The 23,471-nt window shown below is 71.5% G+C and carries 24 protein-coding genes and 1 pseudogene; 11 read left to right on the plus strand and 14 right to left on the minus strand.

Translation table 11 applies throughout. From position 1 onward, the window contains the following. Nucleotides 1-127 precede the first annotated feature (127 nt). The 8 genes from AB0B68_RS29785 to AB0B68_RS29820 all read right to left on the minus strand — a co-directional run bounded on the left by AB0B68_RS29785 (nucleotide 128) and on the right by AB0B68_RS29820 (nucleotide 8,302). A complete protein-coding gene (locus AB0B68_RS29785; RefSeq protein ID WP_357264193.1) occupies nucleotides 128-919 on the minus strand; it encodes a maleylpyruvate isomerase family mycothiol-dependent enzyme in 792 nt (263 codons plus the stop codon). A gap of 112 nt (nucleotides 920-1,031) precedes the next feature. Beyond that, nucleotides 1,032-2,525: an MFS transporter gene (locus tag AB0B68_RS29790; RefSeq protein ID WP_357264196.1), complete on the minus strand. Its 1,494-nt coding sequence runs from the start codon at nucleotides 2,523-2,525 to the stop codon at nucleotides 1,032-1,034. Between the two features lie 33 nt (nucleotides 2,526-2,558). Continuing rightward, nucleotides 2,559-3,188, minus strand: coding sequence for a TetR/AcrR family transcriptional regulator (locus AB0B68_RS29795; protein WP_357204021.1), 630 nt, complete (start codon nucleotides 3,186-3,188; stop codon nucleotides 2,559-2,561). Between the two features lie 149 nt (nucleotides 3,189-3,337). Then, nucleotides 3,338-4,684, minus strand: a complete 1,347-nt coding sequence (locus AB0B68_RS29800) for a glycosyltransferase (RefSeq protein WP_357204020.1) — start codon at nucleotides 4,682-4,684, stop codon at nucleotides 3,338-3,340. Next, nucleotides 4,681-4,863, minus strand: a complete 183-nt coding sequence (locus AB0B68_RS29805) for a hypothetical protein (protein WP_357204018.1) — start codon at nucleotides 4,861-4,863, stop codon at nucleotides 4,681-4,683. Before AB0B68_RS29805 ends, AB0B68_RS29800 begins: the two co-directional genes overlap by 4 nt. Before the next feature lie 378 nt (nucleotides 4,864-5,241). Beyond that, entirely contained in the window at nucleotides 5,242-6,141 is a 900-nt protein-coding gene (locus AB0B68_RS29810) for a Gmad2 immunoglobulin-like domain-containing protein (protein WP_357264199.1), read from the minus strand. After that, a complete protein-coding gene (locus tag AB0B68_RS29815; RefSeq protein WP_357204014.1) occupies nucleotides 6,138-7,610 on the minus strand; it encodes a HAMP domain-containing sensor histidine kinase in 1,473 nt (490 codons plus the stop codon). Before AB0B68_RS29815 ends, AB0B68_RS29810 begins: the two co-directional genes overlap by 4 nt. An 11-nt stretch (nucleotides 7,611-7,621) precedes the next feature. Then, nucleotides 7,622-8,302: a response regulator transcription factor gene (locus tag AB0B68_RS29820; RefSeq protein WP_355009115.1), complete on the minus strand. Its 681-nt coding sequence runs from the start codon at nucleotides 8,300-8,302 to the stop codon at nucleotides 7,622-7,624. Between the two features lie 165 nt (nucleotides 8,303-8,467). On the opposite strand from AB0B68_RS29820, the gene AB0B68_RS29825 reads away from it, so the two are divergent. The 5 genes from AB0B68_RS29825 to AB0B68_RS29845 all read left to right on the plus strand — a co-directional run bounded on the left by AB0B68_RS29825 (nucleotide 8,468) and on the right by AB0B68_RS29845 (nucleotide 11,601). Next, entirely contained in the window at nucleotides 8,468-8,782 is a 315-nt protein-coding gene (locus AB0B68_RS29825) for an L-rhamnose mutarotase (protein WP_357204010.1), read from the plus strand. A gap of 215 nt (nucleotides 8,783-8,997) precedes the next feature. Continuing rightward, complete coding sequence (locus tag AB0B68_RS29830; RefSeq protein WP_357264203.1) at nucleotides 8,998-9,411, plus strand: DUF6069 family protein; 414 nt, start codon at nucleotides 8,998-9,000, stop codon at nucleotides 9,409-9,411. 41 nt (nucleotides 9,412-9,452) lie between these two features. Then, complete coding sequence (locus AB0B68_RS29835; protein ID WP_357204006.1) at nucleotides 9,453-9,806, plus strand: YciI family protein; 354 nt, start codon at nucleotides 9,453-9,455, stop codon at nucleotides 9,804-9,806. Between the two features lie 20 nt (nucleotides 9,807-9,826). After that, complete coding sequence (locus AB0B68_RS29840; RefSeq protein ID WP_357264206.1) at nucleotides 9,827-11,023, plus strand: RNA polymerase sigma factor; 1,197 nt, start codon at nucleotides 9,827-9,829, stop codon at nucleotides 11,021-11,023. Continuing rightward, the gene (locus tag AB0B68_RS29845; protein WP_357204002.1) at nucleotides 11,023-11,601 is read left to right on the plus strand and encodes a dihydrofolate reductase family protein; all 579 of its coding nucleotides are present in this window, start codon (nucleotides 11,023-11,025) and stop codon (nucleotides 11,599-11,601) included. The genes AB0B68_RS29840 and AB0B68_RS29845 overlap by 1 nt, the downstream gene beginning before the upstream one ends. Before the next feature lie 63 nt (nucleotides 11,602-11,664). Here AB0B68_RS29845 and AB0B68_RS29850 read toward each other — a convergent pair whose 3' ends face one another. Beyond that, complete coding sequence (locus AB0B68_RS29850) at nucleotides 11,665-12,228, minus strand: hypothetical protein (protein WP_357204000.1); 564 nt, start codon at nucleotides 12,226-12,228, stop codon at nucleotides 11,665-11,667. A 366-nt stretch (nucleotides 12,229-12,594) separates the two neighbouring features. Here AB0B68_RS29850 and AB0B68_RS29855 point away from each other — a divergent pair. Further along, nucleotides 12,595-13,002, plus strand: a pseudogene (locus AB0B68_RS29855) (snapalysin family zinc-dependent metalloprotease); the annotation flags it as partial. 18 nt (nucleotides 13,003-13,020) lie between these two features. After that, nucleotides 13,021-13,710 (plus strand): trypsin-like serine protease, encoded by a 690-nt coding sequence (locus tag AB0B68_RS29860; RefSeq protein ID WP_357204025.1) that lies wholly within the window; start codon nucleotides 13,021-13,023, stop codon nucleotides 13,708-13,710. Nucleotides 13,711-13,770: 60 nt separating this feature from the next. Here the strand turns inward: AB0B68_RS29860 and AB0B68_RS29865 are convergent, their stop codons facing one another. The 3 genes from AB0B68_RS29865 to AB0B68_RS29875 are packed head-to-tail and all read right to left on the minus strand — an operon-like array spanning nucleotide 13,771 to nucleotide 15,890. After that, on the minus strand, nucleotides 13,771-14,424 hold the full coding sequence (locus AB0B68_RS29865; RefSeq protein WP_357264209.1) for a hypothetical protein: 654 nt from the start codon (nucleotides 14,422-14,424) through the stop codon (nucleotides 13,771-13,773). Next, nucleotides 14,421-14,825 (minus strand): YbaB/EbfC family nucleoid-associated protein, encoded by a 405-nt coding sequence (locus AB0B68_RS29870; protein WP_357203996.1) that lies wholly within the window; start codon nucleotides 14,823-14,825, stop codon nucleotides 14,421-14,423. The genes AB0B68_RS29865 and AB0B68_RS29870 overlap by 4 nt, the downstream gene beginning before the upstream one ends. 21 nt (nucleotides 14,826-14,846) lie before the next feature. Then, nucleotides 14,847-15,890 (minus strand): hypothetical protein, encoded by a 1,044-nt coding sequence (locus AB0B68_RS29875; RefSeq protein ID WP_357203994.1) that lies wholly within the window; start codon nucleotides 15,888-15,890, stop codon nucleotides 14,847-14,849. A gap of 165 nt (nucleotides 15,891-16,055) precedes the next feature. Between AB0B68_RS29875 and AB0B68_RS29880 the strand changes: the two genes are divergently transcribed. Continuing rightward, the gene (locus AB0B68_RS29880; RefSeq protein ID WP_357203992.1) at nucleotides 16,056-16,721 is read left to right on the plus strand and encodes a hypothetical protein; all 666 of its coding nucleotides are present in this window, start codon (nucleotides 16,056-16,058) and stop codon (nucleotides 16,719-16,721) included. 13 nt (nucleotides 16,722-16,734) lie between these two features. Here AB0B68_RS29880 and AB0B68_RS29885 read toward each other — a convergent pair whose 3' ends face one another. Then, nucleotides 16,735-17,565: a DUF3152 domain-containing protein gene (locus AB0B68_RS29885; RefSeq protein ID WP_357203990.1), complete on the minus strand. Its 831-nt coding sequence runs from the start codon at nucleotides 17,563-17,565 to the stop codon at nucleotides 16,735-16,737. 138 nt (nucleotides 17,566-17,703) lie between these two features. Here AB0B68_RS29885 and AB0B68_RS29890 point away from each other — a divergent pair, with 138 nt between their 5' ends. Then, a complete protein-coding gene (locus AB0B68_RS29890; RefSeq protein WP_355009102.1) occupies nucleotides 17,704-18,216 on the plus strand; it encodes a SigE family RNA polymerase sigma factor in 513 nt (170 codons plus the stop codon). After that, the gene (locus tag AB0B68_RS29895) at nucleotides 18,213-18,971 is read left to right on the plus strand and encodes a hypothetical protein (RefSeq protein WP_357264212.1); all 759 of its coding nucleotides are present in this window, start codon (nucleotides 18,213-18,215) and stop codon (nucleotides 18,969-18,971) included. The genes AB0B68_RS29890 and AB0B68_RS29895 overlap by 4 nt, the downstream gene beginning before the upstream one ends. 14 nt (nucleotides 18,972-18,985) lie before the next feature. On the opposite strand, the gene AB0B68_RS29900 is transcribed toward AB0B68_RS29895, so the two are convergent. After that, nucleotides 18,986-21,763: an ATP-binding protein gene (locus tag AB0B68_RS29900; RefSeq protein ID WP_357203986.1), complete on the minus strand. Its 2,778-nt coding sequence runs from the start codon at nucleotides 21,761-21,763 to the stop codon at nucleotides 18,986-18,988. Between the two features lie 202 nt (nucleotides 21,764-21,965). Between AB0B68_RS29900 and AB0B68_RS29905 the strand changes: the two genes are divergently transcribed. Continuing rightward, nucleotides 21,966-23,417 (plus strand): M28 family peptidase, encoded by a 1,452-nt coding sequence (locus AB0B68_RS29905; protein ID WP_357264215.1) that lies wholly within the window; start codon nucleotides 21,966-21,968, stop codon nucleotides 23,415-23,417. Nucleotides 23,418-23,471: the final 54 nt, after the last annotated feature.

Genomic DNA, 23,471 nt, shown 5'->3' on the forward strand with positions numbered 1-23,471 from the left:
CCTCCGCGGGCGGGTGCCGCCTGGCTCGGTGGGGGTGGCGGTGGCTGGCGCCCCCGGGGGGGTGGTGGGGGGGGGGGGGGGGGGGGGGGGGGCGGGGCGCCCCCCCCCCCCCCCCCACGGCCGCTGGTCAGAAGCCGACGAAGACCCGGCGCAGGTCGTCGAGGGTCACCGGGCCGGTCACCTGCACCCCGTCGGGGGTGTGCTGAGTGCCCAGCCGTCCGGTGGCCAGCCGCAGCCACGCCTCGGCCGGGGCCACCAGCTCCCCGTCGGGGCGCTCCGGCGCGTCGACGATCTCGACCTTCTCGCCCAGCCGCAGCCCGAACGTCCGCTCGGGCGCGTGCAGCCGGACCAGCACCGTGGCCTCCCGGCCGGCCAGCTCCTGGGGCCGGCTGGTCCAGGCCAGCATGCCGCCGATCTGGTCGAGCAGCAGCGCCACCGCCCCCGGCGTCACCGCCGCGAACGGGTTGAACGCCACCTCGGCGTCCCACTGGTGCAGGGCGAACTCGCTGAGCCGGAAGCGGGCCGCGGTGGCCACGTCGACCGGCTCCGGCAGGAAGCCGAGGTCGATCCGCATCGAGGCCCGGGTCTCGGCGTCCAGCGCCTCGTACGCCTCGACCAGCCGTTCGTTGGTGGCGAGGAACCCGGCGGCGTGCTCGGCCGGGGACATCGCGTCCCAGCGCGCCCAGACGCCACGGTTGAAGTCCCCGTCCGGGCCGGGCGCGCCGGAACGGGCGGCGTCCAGCGTCGCCAGGTTGATCTCGGCGCCGCTGCCCAGGTGGCTCAGCACCTGGGAGACCTGCCACTCGCTGGCCCCCGACGGACGCACCAGGTCGTCCTCCTTGAGGTCCCGTACGAGCGCCGCGAGCTCCTCGTGGCCCGCGCGCAGAGCGGTGATGATCTGGTCAGCAGGGGTCGACATGGATCTCCTCAAACGGATTTTTCGACGATGGTCCGGACGCTACCGGACGTGGCCGCCGGCCGGCCCGCCCCGGTGTCGGGCGCGTTCCGGCCGGCGGCCACGTCGGTCAGACTCAGCCCATGTGCACTGTGTTGCCGGTCGGGATGTCCTCCTTGCGGACCTTCACCAGGACCAGGGTGGCCAGTCCGGCGAGCACGATCAGCGCCGCGCCCCAGGCGAAGGCCACCCGGTAGCCGTGCACCAGCGCCTCGACCTGGTTGACCGGGTTCGGCGCCCGGCCGACCAGATAGGCGGCGACCGCGCTGGTGTAGAAGGTGTTCAGCAGCGCGGTGCCGAGCGAGCCACCGATCTGCTGGGTGGCGTTGAGCGTCGCGCTGGCCGCGCCGGCGTCGTGCTCCGGCACCCCGACCAGGGCGAGGCTGGACAGCGGGACGAAGGTGAAGCCCAGCCCCAGGCCCAGGACGACCTGCGCGGGCAGCAGGTGGGTGAGGAAGGAGGTGTCCACGTCGATCTGGGTCAGCACCAGCATGCCCAGGGCGGCGAGCACCGAACCGGCGACCATCAGCGGCTTGGCGCCCAACCGGGGCATCAGCTGGCTGGCGCCACCCGCGGCGATCAGCACACCGGCGGTGACCGGCAGGGATGCGAGACCGGCTTCGAGGGGCTTGTACTGCAACACCACCTGGAAGTAGAAGGTCAGGAAGAGGAACGCCCCGAACAGGCCGGCGCCGATCAGCGTCGAGGTGAGGAACGCCCCACCCCGGTTACGGTCCAGCACGATCCGCAGTGGCAGCAGCGGGTGGCTGGAGCGCAGCTCGACCACCACGAAGGCGGCGAGCAGCACCACGCCCGCGGCGATGAAAGCGAGCGTCGCGGTGGCGTCCCAGCCGTCCTCGGCGGCCTTGGTGAAGCCGTAGACCAGGGAGACCAGGCCGGCGGTCACCAGGATCGCACCGGGTACGTCGTAGCGGGTGTTGCCGTGGGCCCGGCTCTCCGGCACCAGTGGCAGCGCGAACGCGATGGCGATGGCGGCGACCGGGATGTTGACCAGCAGGCACCAGCGCCAGTCGGCGTACTCGGTGAGCACACCGCCGAGCAGCAGGCCGACCGCCGACCCGCCGCCGGCGATCGCGCCGTACACCGCGAAGGCCTTGGCCCGCTCGGTGGCCTCGGTGAACAGGACGGTGAGCAGCGCCAGCGCGGCCGGGGCGAGCAGCGCGCCGAAGGCACCCTGCAACGCGCGGGCGGCGAAGAGCATCTCACCGGTGGTGGCCAGTCCGCCCAGGGCGGAGGCGAGCGCGAAACCGGTCATGCCGACCAGGAAGGTGCGCTTGCGCCCCCAGTAGTCCGCGATCCGACCGCCGAGCAGCAGCAGACCACCGAAGGCCAGCGTGTAGGCGGTGATCACCCACTGCCGGTTCGCGTCGGTGATCCCCAGGTCGGCCTGGGCCTGCGGCAGCGCGATGTTCACGATCGTGGCGTCCAGGACGACCATCAGCTGTGAGACCGCGATGACCGCCAGCGCGATCCAGCGCCGCGGGTGCGGTGCGCCAGTCGACGGCCCGGCGTTGGGCGCGCCGGGCGCGGTCGAGGTGGTTCCGGGCATGGTGAAGCCTTCCGTGTTCCGAATATCGGTGAATCAGGCCGGCGAGGGACGGTCGTGCTGATAGCGGAGTACCGGGATCAGCACCTGGTCGACGACCTGGGTGAGGAACGCGTCATCGGCGGGTAGGCCGTGCGCGACGATGCGGGACATGGTGAGCGCGGGCGCCAGATCGTGGAACAGCTCCCGCTCGCCGGCCTCCGGCGGAATCTCCCCGCGCGACGCGGCCCGGACCAGGATGGCGGTGGTTGCCACCCGCCCGGCCGGCAGCACCTGGTGACGCACCAGGCGTTCCAGCTCCGGGTTGGTCCGCATGGCGAAGGTCAACGCTTGCATGAGGTCGCAGTCGGCCGTGCAGATCGCGGCCGTGGCCCGCAGCAACTCGATCAGGTCGCCGCGAAGGGAGCCGGTGTCGGGCGGGTTGTGAACACCCACCTGCCGGTCGCGCAGGGCGGCGACGACCAGCTCGGCCTTGCCGTCCCAGCGTCGGTAGATGGTGGCCTTGCTGACGTGGGCGCGGGCGGCGACGGCGTCGATGGTCATCCGGTCGAAGCCGACCTCGCGCAGGGTGTCGATGACGACGGTGAACAGGTCGCTGTCGGTGCAGCGCGGAGCCCGGGCTGCCGGCACCCCGGCGCCCGCGCCCACCTGTTGACCACCCAGCATCTCGACCCCCCGCGAAACGATGTCGTACTGACGATAGTTCGCGGTTGGCTGGTCGTGCAGGGTTTCGTGAGTTGCCTCGCACTCGGCCGACGAAACGGTGACGTTTCACCTGGAGTCAGTCCGGCTGTCAGGATCGGCCCGGGTCGTGGTCAGGAACCCAGCGCCACTTCCACCTTCTTGCGGGTGCCCCAGCCGGTGCGCCAGCAGGTGGCGACGCCGTACCAGCGGATCGCCCGCAGCACGACCAGGGCGAACACCACAGCGACGGGCGTGAGGAGCCAGGTGCCCCACTGGTACGCCGTCGACTGGTCCGATCGTCGCACCGTCATGTAGCGGAGCGCCTGGCCGTACCCCACGATCAGCGGCACAGCCACCAGCCACGGAATCGCCCGCGGATCGGGGTCGATGATCGGCGACAGGACCGCCACCGCCACGAACAGCACCGTCGCGACCACCGTGGCCGCCCAGCGCAGCAGATGCAGCCACCACGCGATCGACCGCAACGACAGGTACCGGACCCGCCACCAGGTCCTGATGAAGCTGCCGCGCATCCAGCGTAGGAACATCCGGCAGAAGTGCCCTGCGTTCTCCGGCATGAGGGAGAACGCGAACGCCGACGGCTGCTGCACGGTGCGTCCCCGGACCATCGCGAAGAGGGTGAGGAGGGAGTCGTCGGAGAAGGGCACCCGCTGGCCGAAGAACGTCTCCGTCAGATACGCCCCGAGGTTGTCGCGAACCACCTCCGCGCGGTAGGCGGCGATCGGGCCCGAGTTCACCCACACACACCCGAACACCGACAGCGACGACCGGTCGGTGAGCTGCCCGGTCACCAGCCACAGGTCGGTGAACCGGGTGAGGAAGCTGCTGCGCACATTCGCGGCCATCACCACCCCCGCGACGGACTGCACCGCCGGGTCGGCGAAGGGCTTCAACAACTCCCGGAGGGCGTTCGGGTCCGAGATGGTGTCCGAGTCCACCGTCCAGTAGATGTCGGCTGCCGGTGTCGACCGCACCGCGGCGGCCTGGGCGTGCCGCTTCCCGGCATTGGGTTGGATGTGCCAGGCGGCGATGATCCCGTGTACGGGGGCGACGTCGAGAAACCACCGCTTGATCGGCTGGTAGCCCTCGGTCAGCTTCGACCCATCGTCCACCACGTAGATGGTGTCTGGTTTGCGCGTTTGGAAGATCATGGATTCGAGGCAGGCCCGCAGCGCGCCCGGATCCTCGTTGTACGCCGGCACGATACCCACCACGTGCAGAGCGTCGAGGTGCCCCTGCATCCGGTCGGTGACCACGGCGGGCTTCTCCAGATAGGAGGTGCCGAGCTGCCAGATCAGCAGCAGAAACATGGTGGCGTACGCGAAGGTGAAGCGGTGGCCGCCTCCGTCGATGGCGCCGATCACGGCGAGGACGTGATGGGCGGTCCACGCCGCCGCGGCGGCCAGGACGACCGCCGCGGCGAACAGGACACGACCCCTCGTGACGCTCGCGGTCACTGTCCGACCGACTGCTGACGACGGAACGTCATTCGGATCATGATGAAGCCGACGAGGACGGCGGTCGCTCCGGTGAGGGCGATGGTGAGCGGCAGGGGGAGGGTGTAGCCGCCGATACCGGCCGCGCCGCCGATCGTGACAACGCCCATACCGGTACGGGGAAGGCTGCCACCGGACATGATGTATCTCCGCTCTGTGAGGGATGGTGAGGCTGTCGCGGCGACCGACGCGACTCCGATACGGCCGGTCGCCACAGCGCTGAACAGCGAATATGACTCTGCGCAACGACGCGCTCACGTTGGCAAACATGTCTGTGCAGGTCAATCTCGAAGTTCACGGGGACGGTCGTCCGGTCCGGTCCGACGAACCGTCCCGCTGCCGGCGTGTCGGAGACTTTCTCACCGGCTCCATGGCGGGTGACCTGCGCTTTCGCCGATTGGCCGCGCCAGCCCGGAGAATGTCGACGAGGAGCCGCTCTGTCGGGTAGACGTCAGGCCCGCATGTCGATGTCGACAAATGGATGACGCACCGGGTTAACACCCTCTCGGGCAGGGCGGTCAGTCGCGAGGTGCGAGGACCACCGGCACTGCCATCGTGTGGATCCGCTCGCCGTTCTCGGCCGACACCTCGTACACCTCGACGGTGCCCTTCTGCTCGCGGACCGTGCGCCAGCCGACCACGACGCGGTAGCCGCCCCGGCAGCCGCTGCCGCAACTGGCGGTGCCGAAACCGGTGGCCACCTGCCGGCCGGCGGCGTCCAGCACCCGGACGCTCACCGTCGCCTCGAACACGGTGGCGGTGCCGGTGACGACGAGGGGAGCGGAGACGCGCTCACCGGGGATCGGGCCGGTGACCACAATCGGTGGCAGCAGGTCCGCGTAGTCCGCCCGGTCGACCGGGGCCGCGTCGTCGAGGCGGACCTGACGCACGCTGGGGAACTGGGTGAGCGTCCACACCACCTGCGCCTCGCGCAGCCGCTGGGTTGCCGGGTCGCCGACGGACGGCACCCGCAGCGTCGCCATGCCGTCGGCGATGCGGGTGACCTCGACCCCGGCCGGAAGCAGGGTGATCATCCCGGTTGCGGCCTCGGCCGGGGTCGGCCCGGCGGCCAGTTCCGTCAGCGCCAGCCGGGACGTCGCGACAGTGCCCGGCCGGGTGCGCCGGGTCGGCACCAGCAGCCCGGCGCGGACGTACCACAGCTCCACTGTCACCGGGTCCAGCCGGTGCGTGCCGGTGGACGCCGTCGTCGACGGACCCGGCGGCCGGTTCGTGGCTCGTGGTGTCGGTGCCGCGGCCCGGGTCGGGGTGGGTTCCGGCCGGTCGGTGGGTGCGACGCTCGGCGGCGGCGCGGTGGGCGCCAGGCCGAGGTCACCGGAGCGGGACGTGCCGCAGCCGCCGAGCAGGAGCGCCGCGACCAGCGCCGGTGCGCCGAGCCTGACCGCGCCGCGGCCGGTCACCCCACACCACCTGGCGTGCCGGCGGTACGCCCAACCGGACCCGGGTGGGCGGCGCCGTCGTCCGGGTCCGGCAGGTCACCGTGCGGGCCGGCGGGCACGGCGACGGGCAACTCCAGCCGGAACCGGGTGCCCTCGCCCGGTTCGCTGCGCACGCTCAACGCGCCGCCGAGCACGTCGGCGTGCTCCCGGGCGATGGCCAGCCCGAGCCCGCTGCCCGGCGCGGAGCGGGACGGGTCGACCTGGTGGAACCGGTCGAACACGCGGGGCAGGTGCTCGGCCGGGATGCCCGGCCCCTCGTCGGTCACCTCGAAGACGACCAGAGGCCCGGCGCCCACCACGCTGGCCGTGATCTCGCCACCGCCGTGCTCGACCGCGTTGGCGACAAGGTTGGCCAGCACGCGCTCCAGCCGACGCCGGTCGGTGCGGGCCGCCACCGGAGCACCGGTGACCCGCACCCGGGGCGACCAGCCGCGCGCCGCCACGATGTCGTGCAGCAGCGCCAACGCGTCGACCGGCCCGACGGCCAGCTGCTCCTGCCCTGCGTCCAGCCGGGAGATCTCCACCAGATCCTCGACCAACCGGCGCAGCCGGACCACGTCGCCGACCAGCAACCGGGCCGCCGGCCGGGCGTCCTCGGGCAGTTGGTCGAGGTGCTCGCGCAGCAGCGACGCCGCGGCCACCAACGCGGTCACCGGGGTACGCAGCTCGTGCGCGACATCGGCGGTGAAGCGCCGCTCGCGGGCCTGCGCGGCCGACAGCGCCGCGATCTTCGACTCCAGTGCCTCGGCCATCTCGTTGAAGGTCGCCGCCCAGACGCTGAACTCGTCGCGCCCGCGTACCGGCAGGCGGGTGGCGAGCAGCCCTTCGGTCAGTGCTCGGGCGGCCCGGCTGGCCCGGCCCACCGGCTCCAACGTCCGGCGCGCCAACGCGTGACCCACTGCGGCGGCGAGCAACACCACCAGCACCCAACCGGCTACGAGAGCGGTGCGTAGCTGACCCAGGTCGGTGGCGACGTCGTCCTCCACTGTCAGGACGTACAGCTCGGCGGTCGAGCCGGGGATGCGCCCACCGATCACCAGCAGCCGAGGACGCTCCGCTGGCGCGGAGCGCTGATAGCCGAGCCGCCCGTCCGCGACGACGGCCCGCAACCGGGTGCCCAGCACCGGGGCGTACGCGGGGTGCGAGGCGCGAGTCGGGCCGTCGACGAGCAGCACGTGCCGACCACTGGCCTCGAAGCTGGTGAGCAGTTCGGTGCTGCGCTGCTCGGTCAGCGGCAGGAACTGCCCAGCGAGAACGAGCTGGTAGCGGGCGTCGGCGGCGGCCTCGTGCAGCGACGCGTCCAACCAGGACTGCCGCAGCAGCAGCCCGGTCCCGCCGGCGAGCAGCCCGGCCGAGACTCCGGCGACCAGGACGAACGCGATCGTCAGCCGGCGCCGCAGGCGCCCGGGCAACACGGCGCGTCCGGCCATCGCCGCCCCCGTCAACCCGTCGACAGTTTGTAGCCGGCGCCACGTACGGTCCGGATCAGCAGTGGCTGCGCCGGGTCGTCCTCGACCTTCGCGCGTAGCCGCTGCACCGCCACGTCGACCAGTCGGGAGTCGCCGAGGAAGTCGTGGTTCCAGACCAGGTCCAGCAGCAGTTCCCGGGTGAAGACCTGACCGGGCCGGCGGGCCAGCTCCAGGAGGAGGCGGAACTCGGTGGAGGTGAGCGCCACCTCCCGGCCGTGCCGGCGGACCACGAAGCCGCCCGGGTCGATCTCCAGACCGCCGACCTCGATGACGGTCGAGGGGGTCGGCAGGCTGACCCTACGCAGCACCGAGCGAACCCGGGCCACCAGCTCGGGCAGGTCGAAGGGCTTGCGCAGATAGTCGTCCGCGCCGCACTCCAGCCCGACCACCACGTCGATGGTGTCGGTGCGCGCGGTCAGCATCAGGATCGGCACCTGGCTGGTGCGCCGGATCTCCCGGCAGACCTCCAGACCGTCGAGGCCCGGCAGCATGATGTCGAGCACGATGAGGTCGACCGGGTGGGCGCGGAACGCGGCCAGAGCCTGCCGCCCGTCCACAGCGGTGTCGACCCGGAAACCGGCGCGGCGCAGACCGAGGGCGGTGACCTCCCGGATCGAGAAGTCGTCCTCGACCACCAACACGCGGCCCTCCATCACCCGAGGGTAGACCCGGCGCCACAGTGCGTAGTCCTGGCGGAACGGCCGACATCGGCGGCCGGCTGGCCCCCTCCGAGCGCCGCCGAACCGCTAACGTCAGGTGCTTTCGGCACCCCTGGATCAGCTCACACGAAAGGGCACGACGTGAAACGTCATGGCTGCGTGATCCGACTCCGCCCCGAGCAGCGGGAGACCTACCTGAAGTTGCACGCCGCCGTCTGGCCGAGCGTGGAGAAGACGCTGCGCGAGGCGAACTTCCGCAACTACACCATCTTCCTCCACGACGATCTGCTCTTCGGCTACTACGAGTACGTGGGCGAGGACTACGAGGCCGACCAGCGGCTGATCGAGGCGGACCCGCAGACGCAGGAGTGGTGGAAGCTGACCGACCCGTGTCAGGAGTCGATCGCCGAGCCCGGCTCGGGGGACTGGTGGGCCCCGATGCGCGAGGTCTGGCACCTGGCCGACGAGGCTTAGGTCCACGGTGTCGATCATGGAGTTGTGGTGCCCGTTTCGGGGACTGGCAGTCGCCTTTGTCACCCACCACAACTCCATGATCGGCGAGGCGGCGAGGTCGTCTCGAAAAATCGTCGACAAGAATTCTGGGCGTGCTGTCGATTGGGACCGGTTCGGTTCGTAGCCCTGGTGAGAGCCCGGCATCGGAACGGGCCGCACACCCACTGGAGGGCACGATGACCGCCACTGCGAACACGACCCGCGCCACCACGCCGAACGTCGGTGCGCTGATCCGGACCGGTGTCGCCGCCACTGTCGCGGCGAGCGTCGCCACCATGGCCGTCGCCGCCGTCGGACATCTGGCCGGGATCAGCCTCGCGCTGGGCGGCGCCCCGATCCCCGTGACGGGGTTCGGTGTGCTGACCGCTGTCTTCTCGCTGATCGGCGTGCTGATCGCCGGTGTGCTGGCCCGTTTCGCCCGGCGCCCCCGGGTCACGTTCGTCCGCACGACCGTGGTGCTGACGGTCCTGTCCCTGGTGCCGGACGTGATCGCCGACGCCGGGATGGCCACCAAGGCGCTGCTGATGCTCACCCACCTGGTCGCGGCCGCGATCGTGATCCCCGCCCTCGCGCGCCGCCTGGCCGCCTGACCTGCACCCGTCCCACCACATCGAGGTACCGGAGGATCGTCATGAAGCAGTACCTGCTGTCCGTGCACGTCGTCGAGGGCGCGCCGACGCCGTCCGACGAGGAAACGCAGACCATGTTCAGGGAGACCGGCCGGATCAACGACGACATGCAGGCCGCGGGCGCCTGGGTCTTCGGCGGGGGACTCACCTCGCCGGAGAGCGCCACCGTCGTCCGGGTCGAGAACGGCACCACCGCCATGAGCGACGGACCGTTCGCCGAGACGAAGGAGCACATCGCCGGGTTCTGGGTCATCAGGTGCGCGGACCTGGACGCGGCGCTGGCCTGGGCCGAGAGGTGCGCGGCGGCCTGCGGCCCGGTCGAGGTGCGCCCCTTCGACGACCTGTCGCAGGCCTGACCGGCAGCCGGTCTTCCGACATGGACCTGGCGAGCATCTACCGCGCGGAGTACGGCCGCTGCGTCGCCACCCTGGCCCGCCTCCTCGGTGACATCAACCTCGCCGAGGAGGCCGTCCAGGACGCCTTCACCACGGCGCTGCAGAAGTGGCAGACACTGCCGCCGAACCCGGGCGCCTGGATCGTGACCACCGCACGCAACCGTGCCGTCGACCGTCTTCGGCGGGAGTCGACCCGCGAGGCCCGCCACGCTCAGGCCCTGCTGCTGTATCACCAGGATGATCCCTCGGAGGTGGGACCGGTGCGGGACGACCAGCTGCGACTCATCTTCACCTGCTGTCACCCGGCGCTGGCCCCGGAGGCGCGGACGGCGCTCACCCTGCGCCTGCTGGGCGGTCTCGACGTACCGGAGATCGCCCGCGCCTACCTGGTTCAGGAGGCGACCGTCGCCCAGCGCATCGTGCGCGCCAAGAAGAAGATCCGCGACGCCGCCATCCCGTACCGGGTGCCGGCCGAACATGAGCTGCCGGACCGGCTGCCGCCCGTCCTCACCGTGCTCTACTTGATGTTCAACGAGGGCTACGCCTCCACCGCCGGCCCGTTGATCAGAACGGACCTGTGCGCCGAGGCGATCCGGCTGGCCCGTGAACTCGCCGCGTTGATGCCCGATGAGCCCGAGGCCCTGGGCCTTCTCGCTCTGCTGCTGCTGACCGAGGCGCGCCGCCCGGCCCGGCTCGGCCCGACCGGCGACCTGGTGCTGCTGGCCGACCAGGACCGGTCACTGTGGAACCGGCAGCTCATCACCGAGGGCCATGACCTGGTCCGCCGATGCCTGCGCCGCAACCGGCCCGGCCCGTACCAGATCCAGGCCGCGATCAGCGCCGTGCACACCGACGGTGCCGCAACCGACTGGCCGCAGGTCCTGGCACTGTACGACCAACTCCTCACGCTCGCGCCAAATCCTGTCGTGGCGCTCAACCGTGCGGTCGCCGTCGCCGAGGTGCACGGGCCGTCGGTGGCCCTCGCCGCGCTGGAGGGCATCGACCTACCGGGCTACCACCGGCTGCCCGCCACCCGAGCCGAACTGCTCGCCCGGCTCGGACACAACGAAGAGGCACGAGTCGCCTACGACCAGGCCGCGGCTCTGGCCACCAACGCGACCGAGCGGGCCTACCTGGAGACCCGTCGCAACGAACTCACCAGTGAACGGAGAGCATGATGACCGCCACCTACACCGTCGACGTCTTTTCCAGCCTCGACGGCTTCGGCACCACCAGTGGAAACTGGGGCGGCTACTGGGGAAAGCAGGGCCCTGAACTGCTCGCACACCGCCTGTCCGTCTACAGCGTGGATCAGCGCATGGTCTTCGGGGCCAACACGTACCGGGTGTTCGCGCAGATGCTGGCCGCGAGCACCGAGGAGTCCGAGGTCCGCGACGCCTGGGTGACCCGGATGAGGAACCTCCCGGCGACAGTGGTGTCGAACTCGCTGGAAGGCCCCCTCGACTGGCCGGACGGGGCCATCGTGCGCGGTGACGCGGTCGACGTCGTCGCCCGACTCAAGGAGGAGTCCGCCGTCCCCCTGCGATCGCACGGCAGCCTGTCGTTGAACCGGGCGCTGATGGCCGCCGGACTGGTCGATCTCGTCCAGGTGACGCTCTTTCCAGTGATCACCGGGCAGACCGGTACCGAGCCGATCTTCCAGGGAGCGGCCGACTTCGACCTGGAGTTGATCGAGAGCCGGACCCTCGACGGTCGCACCCAGGAACTCGTCTACCGGCCCACCCTGCACGTGTGAGTCGCGCGTCGCCTGGCCATCCGCCGCGTCCGGCGAATGGCCAGGCGGATCGGCCGGTCCCGGTCACCACTGGTGGGCGACGTCGAGCACCACCCGGCTGTGGGTGCCGGGGCCGGCGAGCACGAGCACCCGGAACGGCAACCGCGCCCGTACGCCGACGGCGAAGGTGCTGTAGCCCTCGAAGCTGCCGCCGAAGACCACGTCGCGCAGTGTCTGGTAGCGCAGCAGATTCGCCACGTGCTCGCCGACCGCGTAGGGCACGGTGCCCAGGTGGTCGTCGTCGTACGCCGGGGCCCGCAGCGAGACCCGCAGCAGCGCCCCGCCAGCGGTGTACGGCGACAGCGCCAGCCCTTCGCCCTCGGTCCACGTCTCGCCGTAGCCGACCGCGTATCCGTCGACCGGGCCGGTGAACTCGAAGACGACCCGGTCGTAGCAGTCGTGCCGGCCGGTGCGCACATCGATCAGCGGGGCGTCGCTCAGCGCGCCGGCCGCCTTCTCCGCGCTGCCCCAGGTGATCCCGCAGTACGCCGCTGTGGTCGTGGTGCCCTCGGCGGCGCTGCTGCCCGCGCTGGCGACCAGCCCGGCGAGGACGACCGTCAACGCGGTCAGTGTGCTCCTGATCCTCATTGTGGTTTCTCCGTTCGGTACCGGGGTCACGTCGCGGCGACGCTGCCGGTGACCCTCTGCCGCCACCGTCGTCCTGCCCCGGCACAGGAGCTTCGCTGTGACGTAACCGCCGAGTAACGGCAGGTGGTCCCGACCGTCAGCCAGGTCGGCGGACGACTGGTGCTCGGCAACTGGTAGGCACTGATCCGCCGCCGGTATGACGCTTCCGCTATGCCGAACATCGACCGCCGTCACATTAATATCGGCGTACATCGATGACCGGCGGCCGACGGCCACCGGACGACCGCAGGGGAGTACCCGATGTTCCGAGGACAACTGAGACGCGCGGCGATGGCCATGCTGGTGGCGATCCTGGCGGCGGCCGGGATGCAGCTCGCCACCGGCACGCCGGCCGCCGCCGTCCGGACCGTCTACTACGACGCGAGCCGGACCGGCGAGTTCCGCACCAACTTCGACCAGGCGGCGCAGATCTGGAACAGCCGGGTCAGCAACGTCCGACTCCTGGCCGGCACCCCGGCCAGCATCACCATCTACGTCGACGATGGCTGGCCCCGCGCGCAGCCGACCGGCCTCGGCTCGGGCCGGATCTGGATGGGCCGCACGGCCGTCAACCAGGGCTACGACCGCACCCGCATCGCCACCCACGAAGTCGGCCACATCCTGGGCCTGCCGGACCGGCGCACCGGCCTCTGTTCCGACCTGATGTCCGGCAGCAGCGCACCGGTCTCCTGCCGCAACGCCAACCCCAGCGCCGCCGAGGCGAGCCGGGTGAACTCGCTGTTCGCCGGCACCCTGGCCGCACCGGCCAGCACGACGTACACCTGGAACGACGCCTCGGACATCAGCCCGCTGGTGGTCGGCGGCCGGCCGGCCACGGAGAACTACCCCTTCATGGTGTACGTCTCCGGCTGCACCGGCACGCTGATCAAGGGCAACTGGGCGGTCACCGCCAAGCACTGTTCGACGCCGTCCTCGGTGCGGGTGGGCAGCGTCAACCGTTCCAGCGGCGGGACCGTGGTGCAGGTGACCCGGGCGGTCAACCACCCGAGCGTCGACGTGAAGCTGCTGCAACTGGCCAGCTCGGTCACGTACGCGCCGGCCCCGATCCCGAGCACCTCCGGCGCGGTCGGCACCGCCACCCGGATCATCGGCTGGGGTCAGACCTGCGCCCCGCGGGGCTGCGGGTCGGCCCCGACCGTGGCCAACGAGCTCGACACGTCCATCGTGGCCGACAGCCGGTGCTCCGGCATCAACGGCCCGTACGAGATCTGCACCAACAACACCAACGGCAACTCCGGCGCCTGCTACGGCGACTCCGGTGGCCCGCAGGTGCGCCGGGTCAACGGAGTGTGGAACCTGATCGGCGCCACGAGCCGGGCCGGCAACAACAACTCCACCTGCGCCACCGGCCCGTCCATCTACGTCGACCTGCCGTCCATCCGGTCCTGGATCAACACCCAGGTCGGCGGCCTGCCCGTCTGACCAGCTCGGACGCTGTGGGCGGAGGACGCGACAGGCGACCTCCGCCCCTCGGCGCGTGTTCTAGGGGACCGGGCCACCCGCGGCGGCGAGTGCCTTCAGGAATTCCCGGAGGCGACGCGCGCGGCGAAACCGCCCCTCGAAGAGACCGATCTGCCACGCGGCGGGGCTGTCGACGCTGCTGCGCCAGTGCTCCGCGAGCTTCTGCGTGTCAGCCTTCGCTGTCAGCGCTTCCGCTGCCGCGGGTGGCAGGTCGAGGACGAGGAGCGGGCCCCCGGGGCTGTCGCGCTCCACGCGAACGCCGCTGAGCGCACGGGCCGGCAGCCGCAGGTCCCACCAGGCCGGATCATCAGGGTCGGCGTCGGCCAGTTCATCGGCCCACACTCCGCGCAGTCGGCCGCGGACCTCCCCGTCGGTGACCGACAGCATCGGAAGCCCGGCGCCGCAGGCGTACCAGGCGCCCGCGCCGATATTCGCGATCAGCAACAGGAGAGGAACAGCCACCACCACGGCGGGCACAGCGACGAACGGCAGCCACGGCACCAGCGAAGCCAGTGGCGCGGTCACGAGGAGGGCCAGGACCCCGGCGACCATCAGGCCGAGAACCCCGCCGACAGTCATCGGGCGCATCTGATAACCGGCCTTGATCGGCCGCAGCGTGCCGAGCACCCGCAGCAGCCGTCGACGCATGCGCAGCTCGGGCGCCTCGGTGCTCACGGCTGGCCGAGGCCGGCGCGCAGCTGCTCGAGTTTGTCCTGCTGCGCGTCGACGAGCCGCCGATACTGGGCGACCTGTTCCTGAGCCTGCCGTACTGCGTCGGCGCCGTACACGTCAGCGCTCTGAGTCACCTGCGAGACCGCGTCCGCCAGGCTGGCGCTGGCCGCGTCGGCGGCCCGGCCAGCGGCGGCAAGGATCGCCTCTCGCAGCTCGTAGGTCTGCATCCGTCGGGTGCCCGCCGCCAGGTCGATGTCGACGAGGCGACCGCTCGCGTCGCACGTCGCGCGCACCAGCTCCGCGTCGTCGGTGCCCTCGCTGGTGAGGTTCTGCATGGTGGCGGCGAACCGGGTCGCCTGCTCGGCCATCCCTTCGATCCGGCGTTGCACGTCTGGGTCGATCACGAAGGCTCCTTAAAGCGGAGGTCAGGCGAAGTTCTCGCCGACGCGGAACTCGGTCAGGTCCGGTGTGCCCGCCGCACCGTCGTCCGGCAGCGCCAGCAGCTTCAGGAAGTCCTTGAAAAGCCCATTGATGAGCGCCAGGACCAGGCTGCCCACCGCGGTCACCCCGGCGATCATCGTGGTGGTGGAGCCGGCGACAGCGGCCCCGGCCGCCTGGATGAGCGGCTCCAGCGCGGGGGCGAAACCGGGTATGAGTTGGGCGCCGCGCATGGTTATCAGCCAGGTCAGGAACGGCACCGTCATCGCGCCCAGGGCGAGCCACAGGCCGGTGAGGGCGATCGTCAGGGAGTGCAGGGTCTCGCCGAGGGTGCGGATGTATGCGCCAAGCTCGTCGAGATGGGCCTTGAGCTTGGTCGACATGATGACGAAGCTGTCCTTGCCCTGGCCCTTCCAGGTGGCGGTCGCCGCCGAGCAGATCTTGTCGAAGTTCGTGTTGAGCGCCTTCTGCAGATTGTCGCCGTGACGAATCAGATCGGCACCGGCCTGGGCGATACCGATCGGGTTGGCCACGAACAGGGCCGCGCCGGTCACGCCGACGATGAACGTCGGGCACAGCGCGGCGCAGGCCGACAGGCCAGCCATGATCGCGCCGATCTCCGCCAGCGTGATCGAGGCACCGGCGGCGACGAGCAGCGCCGGATCCTGGGTGAGCTGGGCAGCACTGGTCCTGCCGTAGGCATCGCCGAAACTGCTCGTCGGCACCGGCGTGCCACCAAACCCACCCACGTGCAGGTTCTCCGCGCGCTCGTACTGATCCGCGACGACGCCGAGTTTCTCGCCGATCTGCCGGCACACGTCCGCAGCACCCCGGACGTCCTTCACGAGGAATTCGACGCGCTGGATGTAGGCCGCCTCCGCCGGCGACAAGGCGATGCCGAAGCCGGGCGCATCGATGGCGGAGTTGCGGGCGAACTCGTCCGCCTCGTTCGCGTAGTCCTCAGCGATCGTGGTGCCAAGGGTTCGCGCACGCTCGCGAACGTCAACCGGGTCCACCGCGAAATCGACCATGCCGCCCCCTCGCTGCCCGCCGCGTTCCTGGCATCGTAGGCGAGGAGGGCGCAGCCGGCTGCCCTCGAACCTGACACGCGTTCGTCGCCCCGGTGTGCGGTGTCACCCACGCGATCCCACTACGCGGTACGGTGCGTGGCATATCGGCATATCGGAGGTGGCGTCATGCCTACCGTCGTCGTCCTCGCGCTGACCCTCGCCCTCGCGCCTGCGCCGTCCCCGTCGGCCACCTCGAACCCGCTTCGTGACATCGTCGGCGGCATCGGCCAGATCGTCGACGACCTGCTCGGCGGCGACACGCCGAGCGCCGCTCCGACGCCGAGCGCCACCCCCACCGCGGCGGCCACGCCGAGTCGGCCGCCGGTCGCTGGTCAGCCCAGCCCGGTGAAACCCGTCGCGATCCCCGGGCCGGCCGGGTCGACGAGCGGCGTCCCCGCACCCGCCGCCCCGCATCGCCGCACCGCCGGCGAGGACACCGGCACCCGCGAGGCCGCCGTGCCCTGGCGCGACGGCGACACCCCCGCACCAACCCCGCCGCCGTCCCTGGCCAACCCCACCCGGAATGCCTGGCCACCCGCGTCGTACCTGCTGGTCGTGGCGGTCCTCGCGGTGCTGGCACTGCTGCTCCTGCGCCGCCGGGCACCGGCCCCCGCCGCCGCACCCGACCCCGGGCCGGCACCGGACTCCGGGCCGGCGCCGGACTCGGGGCCGGCGCCGGATCCCGGCCCGGTGCCGGACAACGTCAGTCGACTGCCGACCAGCCTCAACGCTATCTACGAGATGGGCCGGCTGGACGAGCGCCTCGAGCAGGAGCGCCGCCGCCGCACCTGACGGCACGCCGTCCTCATGATGCCGAGTAGGCGCCCTCACGCCGGGGGACCGCGTCGTCGTAGGCCCCGACCGGCCCGCTGTAGCGGCCCTTTCCCTTCGGGTACGGCCAGGCGTTCGCGGTGCAGCCGTGCAGGCCCAGCGTCTGCTGCTGCATCACCGGCGCTGGCCGGCCCCGCCCGGGGCACCGTTCGTGGCCGTGCCCGAGTTTATGCCCCACCTCGTGGTTGACCATGTACTGCCGGTAGGTCTCCAGTGTCGCGCCGTAACCCGGCACCCCCTTGACCCAGCGCGCCACGTTGAGCACCACCCGGCCACCGTTGCGGCAGGAGGTGTAGGCGTCCGGCACGTCCTGGCAGAGGGTGTCGCGGGTGCCGGGGGTCGCCAGGTAGATGGTGAAGTCGGTCGGATCGCCGGCACCGACCCGGCGCAACCGCCACGCCCCACCGGCCGTCCACCCGCGTGGGTCGTTCAACGTCGCGGTGACCGCCGTGGCGACGTCCGTGGCCGGCAGGCCCCGGATATCGCGCTCCACGGCGACCCGGTAGCGCAGCAAGCTGCCGGCCGTCGCGCGTCCGGGGGCCGTCTCGCCGGGCGCCACCGACCAACGATTACCGCCGGTGGCGGGGTAGCTGACCGGGATGACGGGGGCGGAACCGGGTCGGACCTCGGCGGCCACGGTCGGCCGCACGACGGATGTCGCCGGTCCACCGGGCGGCGGCCCGGCGGTGACCGGGTCGGTGGCGGGTTGCCCGGCGGCGGGCAGGCCGCACCCGGTGAGCAGCGCCACCACCAGCAGTGACGCCATCGAGGCGGGACCCCAGCGGCGGGTAACCTTCGTCGACATGTCTCTCCCCTCGCGCGTCGCTCGGCGGCGGCGCGGAGGAGAAGACGGGTGACAGTGGCGAAAAGTTGATGTGACCCAGCGCTCAACCTTTTGCCGACCTCGCCCGTCTCTAGCTCTGTGGCACGGGGAGGGTTCGCGGTGGCGCGGGGTGACGCCGACTTCGTCGAGTTCGCGCGAGCGGCTTCCGCGCGACTGGTGCACGCCGCGTTCCTGATGACCGGTGACCACCACCAGGCCGAGGACGCCGCGCAGACCGCGCTGGTGCGCACCTACGCGTCGTGGTCGCGCATCCACGACGACGACGCCTACGGGTACGCCCGCCGCACGCTGGTCAACCATCTGGTCGACGGGTGGCGACGGCCGATGCGGGAGTACCCGACCGACGAGGTGCCGGAGCAACGGCGTGGCGACGTGGCAGACGACGTGGCAGACGACGTGGCCACCCGGCGCTGGTTGATCACCATCCTCGGCGCGCTCAGCCCGCGGGAGCGCGCCATCGTCGTCCTGCGCTACTACTTCGACCTGCCCGAGGCGCAGGTGGCCCGGGAACTCTCCGTATCCGTCGGCACGGTCAAGAGCACCAGCTCGCGAGCCTTGGAGAAGTTGCGCACCGCCGCGCCCCGCACGGCCGACGAGAGGGCGCGCCGATGAGCGAGCTGGAACGGCTCCGCGACGCCATGCGGGCGACCGAGCGCCCCGACGTCGTGCTCGATCTGGCCACCGTGATGCGCGAGGGACGTCGGCTGCGTACCCGTCGACGCGTGGCCGGAGCCGGGGCGGTGACGCTCGCGACCGGCCTGGCCGCCGTGGTCGTCGTGGTGGCTGTCGGCGCGTCCGGGCCGGGCGATCCGGCGCCGACCGAGCGCCCGCAGCCGGTCGCCGTCGCTCCACCGTCGGTCGGTGTCTCGCCGCGGGCGGAGAAGTCGCCGGGCTCCACGCCGCCGCCGACGGTGGGCCGCGACGTGCCGCAGCCGAAGCCGTTGGGCCAGATCGTGGACTCCCAGGTGCGGCACGGCACCGACCGGCGGGTCTACTACTTCGTGCCGGTGTCCGTGCCCGGCGAACCCAAGGTGTCGATCGGTCTGGCCGCCGGTCGCCGGGCTCCGGACGGCTCGCTGAGCACGGACATCCTGGTCAACGACGTCCGCGGCAGTGACCGCAGCGCCGGGTTCCACCAGATCGGCTACGACGAGGGCGCTGACGCGCCGGTGCCCACCTTCGGCTACTTCGTCGGCCCCGCCAAGCGGATCATCGGCACTGTCGACGATCGGCAGGTCGACGCCCGCGTGGTGCCATGGAGCGCCGACAAGCAGGTGATGATCTTCTGGTTCGACCCGGCGCAGCTCAGTCCGGGGGAGCGGCTGGACGGCATCGTCGCCCACGACGCCAGCGGCCGCCGACTCTGACGCGCTGCTGCCGCTCAGGCCAGCCGACGCTCGATGGTCACCGTCGTCCCCTCGGCGGTGGAGACCAGCCGCACGTCACCGTAGGCGTTCATCAGCAGCGCGCCGCGTCCCCGGTCCATCGCCGGCCGGCGGTCCCGCCAGGTACCGAAGTCCCGAATCGAGATCCGGATCAGACCGCCACCCACCTGGACGCGCACCCGTACCTCTGGACGGCTGGGTCGCTGTGCGTGCTCGACGGCGTTGTTCATGGCCTCGGAGGCGGCGAGCAGGAGATCTTCCAGCACATCCGGGTCGACGTCCAGCTCGACCAGCGCGCCCCGGACGTCCCGACGCATCGCGGCGGCCGAGGTCGGCGCGGACGGGAGCGTCCACCCGACGTCCAGGAGGTCGCCCAGCCCGTCCGGCTCGGCCGGCGCCGGCTCGATGACGACCGCGTCGCGGACGGGGTCGACCGTCGGGCTCGGCGTGGCGGGACCGACCGGGGCGGTTCGGGCCGGGGGAGCTGCGGCAGCGACCGTCGGCGGGTCGCCGACGACGGCCACGGCAGGGGTACGGTCGCGGGCCCGGCGGATGCTGGCCCTGATCCGGGCGATCAACTCGGCCGCGGCGAACGGTTTGACCACGTAGTCGTCGGCACCCAGGCTCAGGCCCTCCACGCTGGCCTCCCCACCCGCACGGGCGGAGAGCACCAGCACCGGCAGCGCCCGGGTCGTCGGGTCGGCGCGTAGTCGGCGCACCAGGTCGAAGCCGTCCAACACCGGCATCATCACGTCGGTCAGGACCAGGTCGGGCAGATCACGGTGAATCTCGTCGAGGGCCTGCCGGCCGTCCGTGACGGCCCGCACCCGCCAGCCCTGCCCGGTGAGCAGCCGGGTGAGGTACGCCCGCATGTCGGCGTTGTCGTCGGCGAGCAGGATCCGGGCCCCGGCCAGCTCGTCGGTGGCCGCCCCGGACGTGGGATCGGGCTCGGTCGGCGCGTCGTCCGGTTCGGTGAGCCAGCCGATCGCCTCTTCGACCGCGGCGCGGGCCGCGTCACCCCGCCCGTCCACCGCCGGCCCGGTGATCGCGGTGCGGTGCGCCGCCGACCAGGGCAGCGTCACGGTGAACCTGCTGCCGACGCCCACCTGGCTGGTCACGCGTACGTCGCCGCCCTCCAGCCGGGCCAACTCGTGCACCAGGGCCAGGCCGATGCCGGTGCCCTCATGACTGCGCGAGCGGGCGCCCCGCACCCGGTGGAAGCGTTCGAAGAGTTTCGGCAGGTCCCGTTCCGCGATGCCGATGCCGGTGTCCGCGACGGTGAGGCGTACCTCCTCGTCGTCGGTGTCCAGGGTGACCCGGATACGGCCGATGAACGTGTACTTCAGCGCGTTGGAGAGCAGGTTCGTGACGATGCGTTCCCAGTTGACCGGGTCGACCGCGACCGGTCGGGGCAGCGGCGGGCAGCTCACCTCGAGGGTCAGCCCGGCCCGCTCGACGGCGGCCCGGAACACCCCGGCGAGTTCGGCGGTCAGCGCGGCCAGATCCACCATCCGGGCGTCGCTGCGCGCCCGCCCGGCCTCCAGGCTGGAGAAGGTGAGCAGGCTGTTGACCAGCGTCAACAGTCGGGTGGCGTTACGCCAGGCGGTCTCCACCCGCTCCCGCTGCACCGCCGCCAACGGCGCGGTGGCGTCGGTGAGGGCGTCGGTCAGCGGGCCGAGGATGAGGGTCAACGGGGTACGGAACTCGTGGCTGACGTTGGCGAAGAAGTCGGTCTTGACCCGGTCCAGTTCCGCCATCGCCTCGACCCGGCGCCGCTCCTCCTCGTACTCGCGGGCGTTTCGCAACGCCACGGAGATCTGCTGGGCGAGCAGTTGGTGGAAGGAGTGGTACGCCTCGTCGAGCCCTCGGCTGGGGCTGACCCCGGCGAGCAGGACGCCGAGCGGCTGATCCTCGTCGGCGGAGGGCAGCGGCAGCGCCAGCGCGGTGCGGACCGGGTCGTTCCACGGGCCGGCGGGCAGCGGCAGCCGGTCGGCGACGTCGGTCACCGGGGTAGCCCGGCCCTCGGCGGCGTCCGGCAGCCCCCAGGCGTACGCGGGCGGACCCGGGTCGGTCAGCTCGACGGCGTCCGGCAGGGCCCGAGCGTGCCGGTGATCGCCGCCGGTGCAGGCGACCCGGCGCAGCGCCGTGCCGTCGCGCAGGTAGATGGCGGCGAACGGCACGTCCAGGGGGTGACCGTCGATCACGTCGATCAGCCGGGCGGCGGTGGCATCCACGTCGACGGTGCGCCCGTCGCCGAGCACTGACAGATCACGCAGGAGACGGAGCCGGCGTTCGCCAACCACCTGCTGGGTGACCTCGCTGCACACGGTCAGGACGCCGACGGTGCGGCCGTCGTCGTCGCGGGCCGGGGCGTGCGAGACGCTGAAGTACGCCTCCTCGCGGTAGCCGGCCCGCTCCAGCAGTAGTTGCAGCGCGGGGACCCAGCTGGCCACCCCGGTCGCCATGGCCTCCTCGATCAGCGGGGCGAGCACGGGCCAGCCCTCGGCCAGCGTCACCCGTACGTCGTCGCCGAGCGCGGCGGGGTGCTTGTCGCCGATCAGCGCCGAGTACGCGTCGTTGTAGAGCTGGGAGTAGCTCTCGCCCCAGAGCAGCAGCATGGGGTACCGGGAGGAGAGCACCATCCGGACGGCGGCGCGCAGGCTCTGCGGCCAGCCGCCGACCGGGCCCAGCGGGGTGTCGGCCCAGTCCAGTCGGGCCATCAGCCGCCCGGTGTCGCCGCCGCCGAGGAACAGGTCAGTGCTGGGTCGCGTCACGCTCGATCCGACCCCATCGCAAGCCCCCGTTCCGGGCCCAACGACCCCTGCCGCGTTACCTACCCATCCTGACACCTCTACTCACCTGTGCCGACGCCGGTACCCACCGTCGAACCGGCGGCGGTTCGGGACGAACGACCGATGCTCAAGAAATAGAGATCTGTCAGTGTCTCGGGTATCTCTCCAACCCCGAGGAGCCCCCATGAGAGGCAGAACGCTGAGCGCGGGAATCGCGCTTGCCGTGTTCGCCGGAATGACGGTGACGCTGGCTGCCCAGCCGGTAGCCGCGTCGCCCATGACCACGATGACGGAGGCCCGGCCGATCGCCGCGACCGCCGCCGCGTTGGCCGCACCGGACATCTCCGTCACCAACGTCCAGGCGCACCTGACCCAGTTCAACAGCATCGCGACCAGCAACGGTGGCAACCGACGGGCTGGCTCGGCCGGCTACACCGCCTCGCTCAACTACGTCAAGACCAGGCTCCAGTCGGCCGGCTACACCGTCAGCGAGCAGTACTGCTCCAGCTGCACGTACCCCTCGAACAACCTGATCGCCGAGTGGCCCGGCGGCCCGACCGACCAGGTGGTCATGTTCGGCGCGCACCTGGACGGCGTCTCGGCCGGTCCGGGCATCAACGACAACGCCACCGGCTCGTCGACCCTGCTGGAGAACGCACTGGTCCTGGCCGCGCAGAACCCGACGATGACGAAGAAGGTGCGGTTCGCCTGGTGGACCGACGAGGAGCAGGGGCTCAACGGCTCCCGGTTCTACGTCAACTCGCTCAACACCACCCAGCGCGGTTACATCAAGGGTTACTACAACTTCGACATGGTCGGCTCGACAAACGGCGGCTACTTCATCAACCGGGTCACCTCGACCACTGCGGCGCCGCTGAAGGCGTACTGGGACTCGTTGGGCCTGCAACCGGAGGAGAACGTCGAGGGTCAGGGCCGCTCCGACGACTACTACTTCCAGCAGGCCGGCATCCCCACCTCGGGTTACGCCGCCGGGGCCAGCGCCCGCAAGACCAGCTCCCAGGCGGCCAAGTGGGGCGGCACCGCCAACTCCGCGTACGACCCGTGCTACCACCGGTCCTGCGACACCACCGCCAACGTCAGCGCCACGGTGCTGAACCGCGCGGCCGACGGGGTCGCGTACGCGCTGTGGCAGCTCGCCGTGGGCGGCGGCACTCCGTCCTGCACCGGCGGCCAGGTGGTCGGCAACGGCGGCTTCGAGAGCGGCAACACGACGTGGACCGCGTCCTCCGGCGTGATCACCACTGCCAGTGCCCAGCCGGCCCGGACCGGGTCGTACAAGGCGTGGCTCAACGGCAACGGCAGCAGCGGCACCGAGAGCCTGACGCAGTCGGTGACGCTGCCGGCCGGGTGCGCCAGCTACACGCTGTCCTTCTGGCTGCACATCGACACGGCCGAGACCACCAGCTCAACGGTGTACGACCGGCTCACCGTGCAGGTGGGGTCGACCACGCTGGCGACGTACTCGAATCTGAACAGGGCGTCCGGCTACGTCCAGCGCAGCTTCTCGGTGGCCGGGTTCGCCGGGCAGACGGTGACGCTGCGCTTCACCGGCACCGAGGACTCGTCGTTGCAGACCAGCTTCGTGATCGACGACGTGACGCTGGTGGCGAGCTGACCGCGTACCCCGAGAAGGGCCGCCGCCGGCAGTGTCCGGCGGCGGCCCGTCACG

The organism is Micromonospora sp. NPDC049049, from assembly GCF_040649115.1.
GTDB lineage: Bacteria > Actinomycetota > Actinomycetes > Mycobacteriales > Micromonosporaceae > Micromonospora.

Excerpts from the sequence above, each read along its gene's own strand:
- AB0B68_RS29885 (WP_357203990.1), bottom strand. The coding sequence starts at position 17,565 with ATGTCGACGAAGGTTACCCGCCGCTGGGGTCCCGCCTCGATGGCGTCA.
- AB0B68_RS29875 (WP_357203994.1), bottom strand. The coding sequence starts at position 15,890 with ATGGTCGATTTCGCGGTGGACCCGGTTGACGTTCGCGAGCGTGCGCGA.
- AB0B68_RS29820 (WP_355009115.1), bottom strand. The coding sequence starts at position 8,302 with ATGGAGGGCCGCGTGTTGGTGGTCGAGGACGACTTCTCGATCCGGGAG.
- AB0B68_RS29785 (WP_357264193.1), bottom strand. The coding sequence starts at position 919 with ATGTCGACCCCTGCTGACCAGATCATCACCGCTCTGCGCGCGGGCCAC.
- AB0B68_RS29845 (WP_357204002.1), top strand. The coding sequence starts at position 11,023 with ATGACCGCCACCTACACCGTCGACGTCTTTTCCAGCCTCGACGGCTTC.
- AB0B68_RS29850 (WP_357204000.1), bottom strand. The coding sequence starts at position 12,228 with ATGAGGATCAGGAGCACACTGACCGCGTTGACGGTCGTCCTCGCCGGG.
- AB0B68_RS29880 (WP_357203992.1), top strand. The coding sequence starts at position 16,056 with ATGCCTACCGTCGTCGTCCTCGCGCTGACCCTCGCCCTCGCGCCTGCG.
- AB0B68_RS29790 (WP_357264196.1), bottom strand. The coding sequence starts at position 2,525 with ATGCCCGGAACCACCTCGACCGCGCCCGGCGCGCCCAACGCCGGGCCG.
- AB0B68_RS29905 (WP_357264215.1), top strand. The coding sequence starts at position 21,966 with ATGAGAGGCAGAACGCTGAGCGCGGGAATCGCGCTTGCCGTGTTCGCC.
- AB0B68_RS29840 (WP_357264206.1), top strand. The coding sequence starts at position 9,827 with ATGGACCTGGCGAGCATCTACCGCGCGGAGTACGGCCGCTGCGTCGCC.
- AB0B68_RS29830 (WP_357264203.1), top strand. The coding sequence starts at position 8,998 with ATGACCGCCACTGCGAACACGACCCGCGCCACCACGCCGAACGTCGGT.
- AB0B68_RS29895 (WP_357264212.1), top strand. The coding sequence starts at position 18,213 with ATGAGCGAGCTGGAACGGCTCCGCGACGCCATGCGGGCGACCGAGCGC.
- AB0B68_RS29795 (WP_357204021.1), bottom strand. The coding sequence starts at position 3,188 with ATGCTGGGTGGTCAACAGGTGGGCGCGGGCGCCGGGGTGCCGGCAGCC.
- AB0B68_RS29805 (WP_357204018.1), bottom strand. The coding sequence starts at position 4,863 with ATGTCCGGTGGCAGCCTTCCCCGTACCGGTATGGGCGTTGTCACGATC.
- AB0B68_RS29835 (WP_357204006.1), top strand. The coding sequence starts at position 9,453 with ATGAAGCAGTACCTGCTGTCCGTGCACGTCGTCGAGGGCGCGCCGACG.
- AB0B68_RS29815 (WP_357204014.1), bottom strand. The coding sequence starts at position 7,610 with ATGGCCGGACGCGCCGTGTTGCCCGGGCGCCTGCGGCGCCGGCTGACG.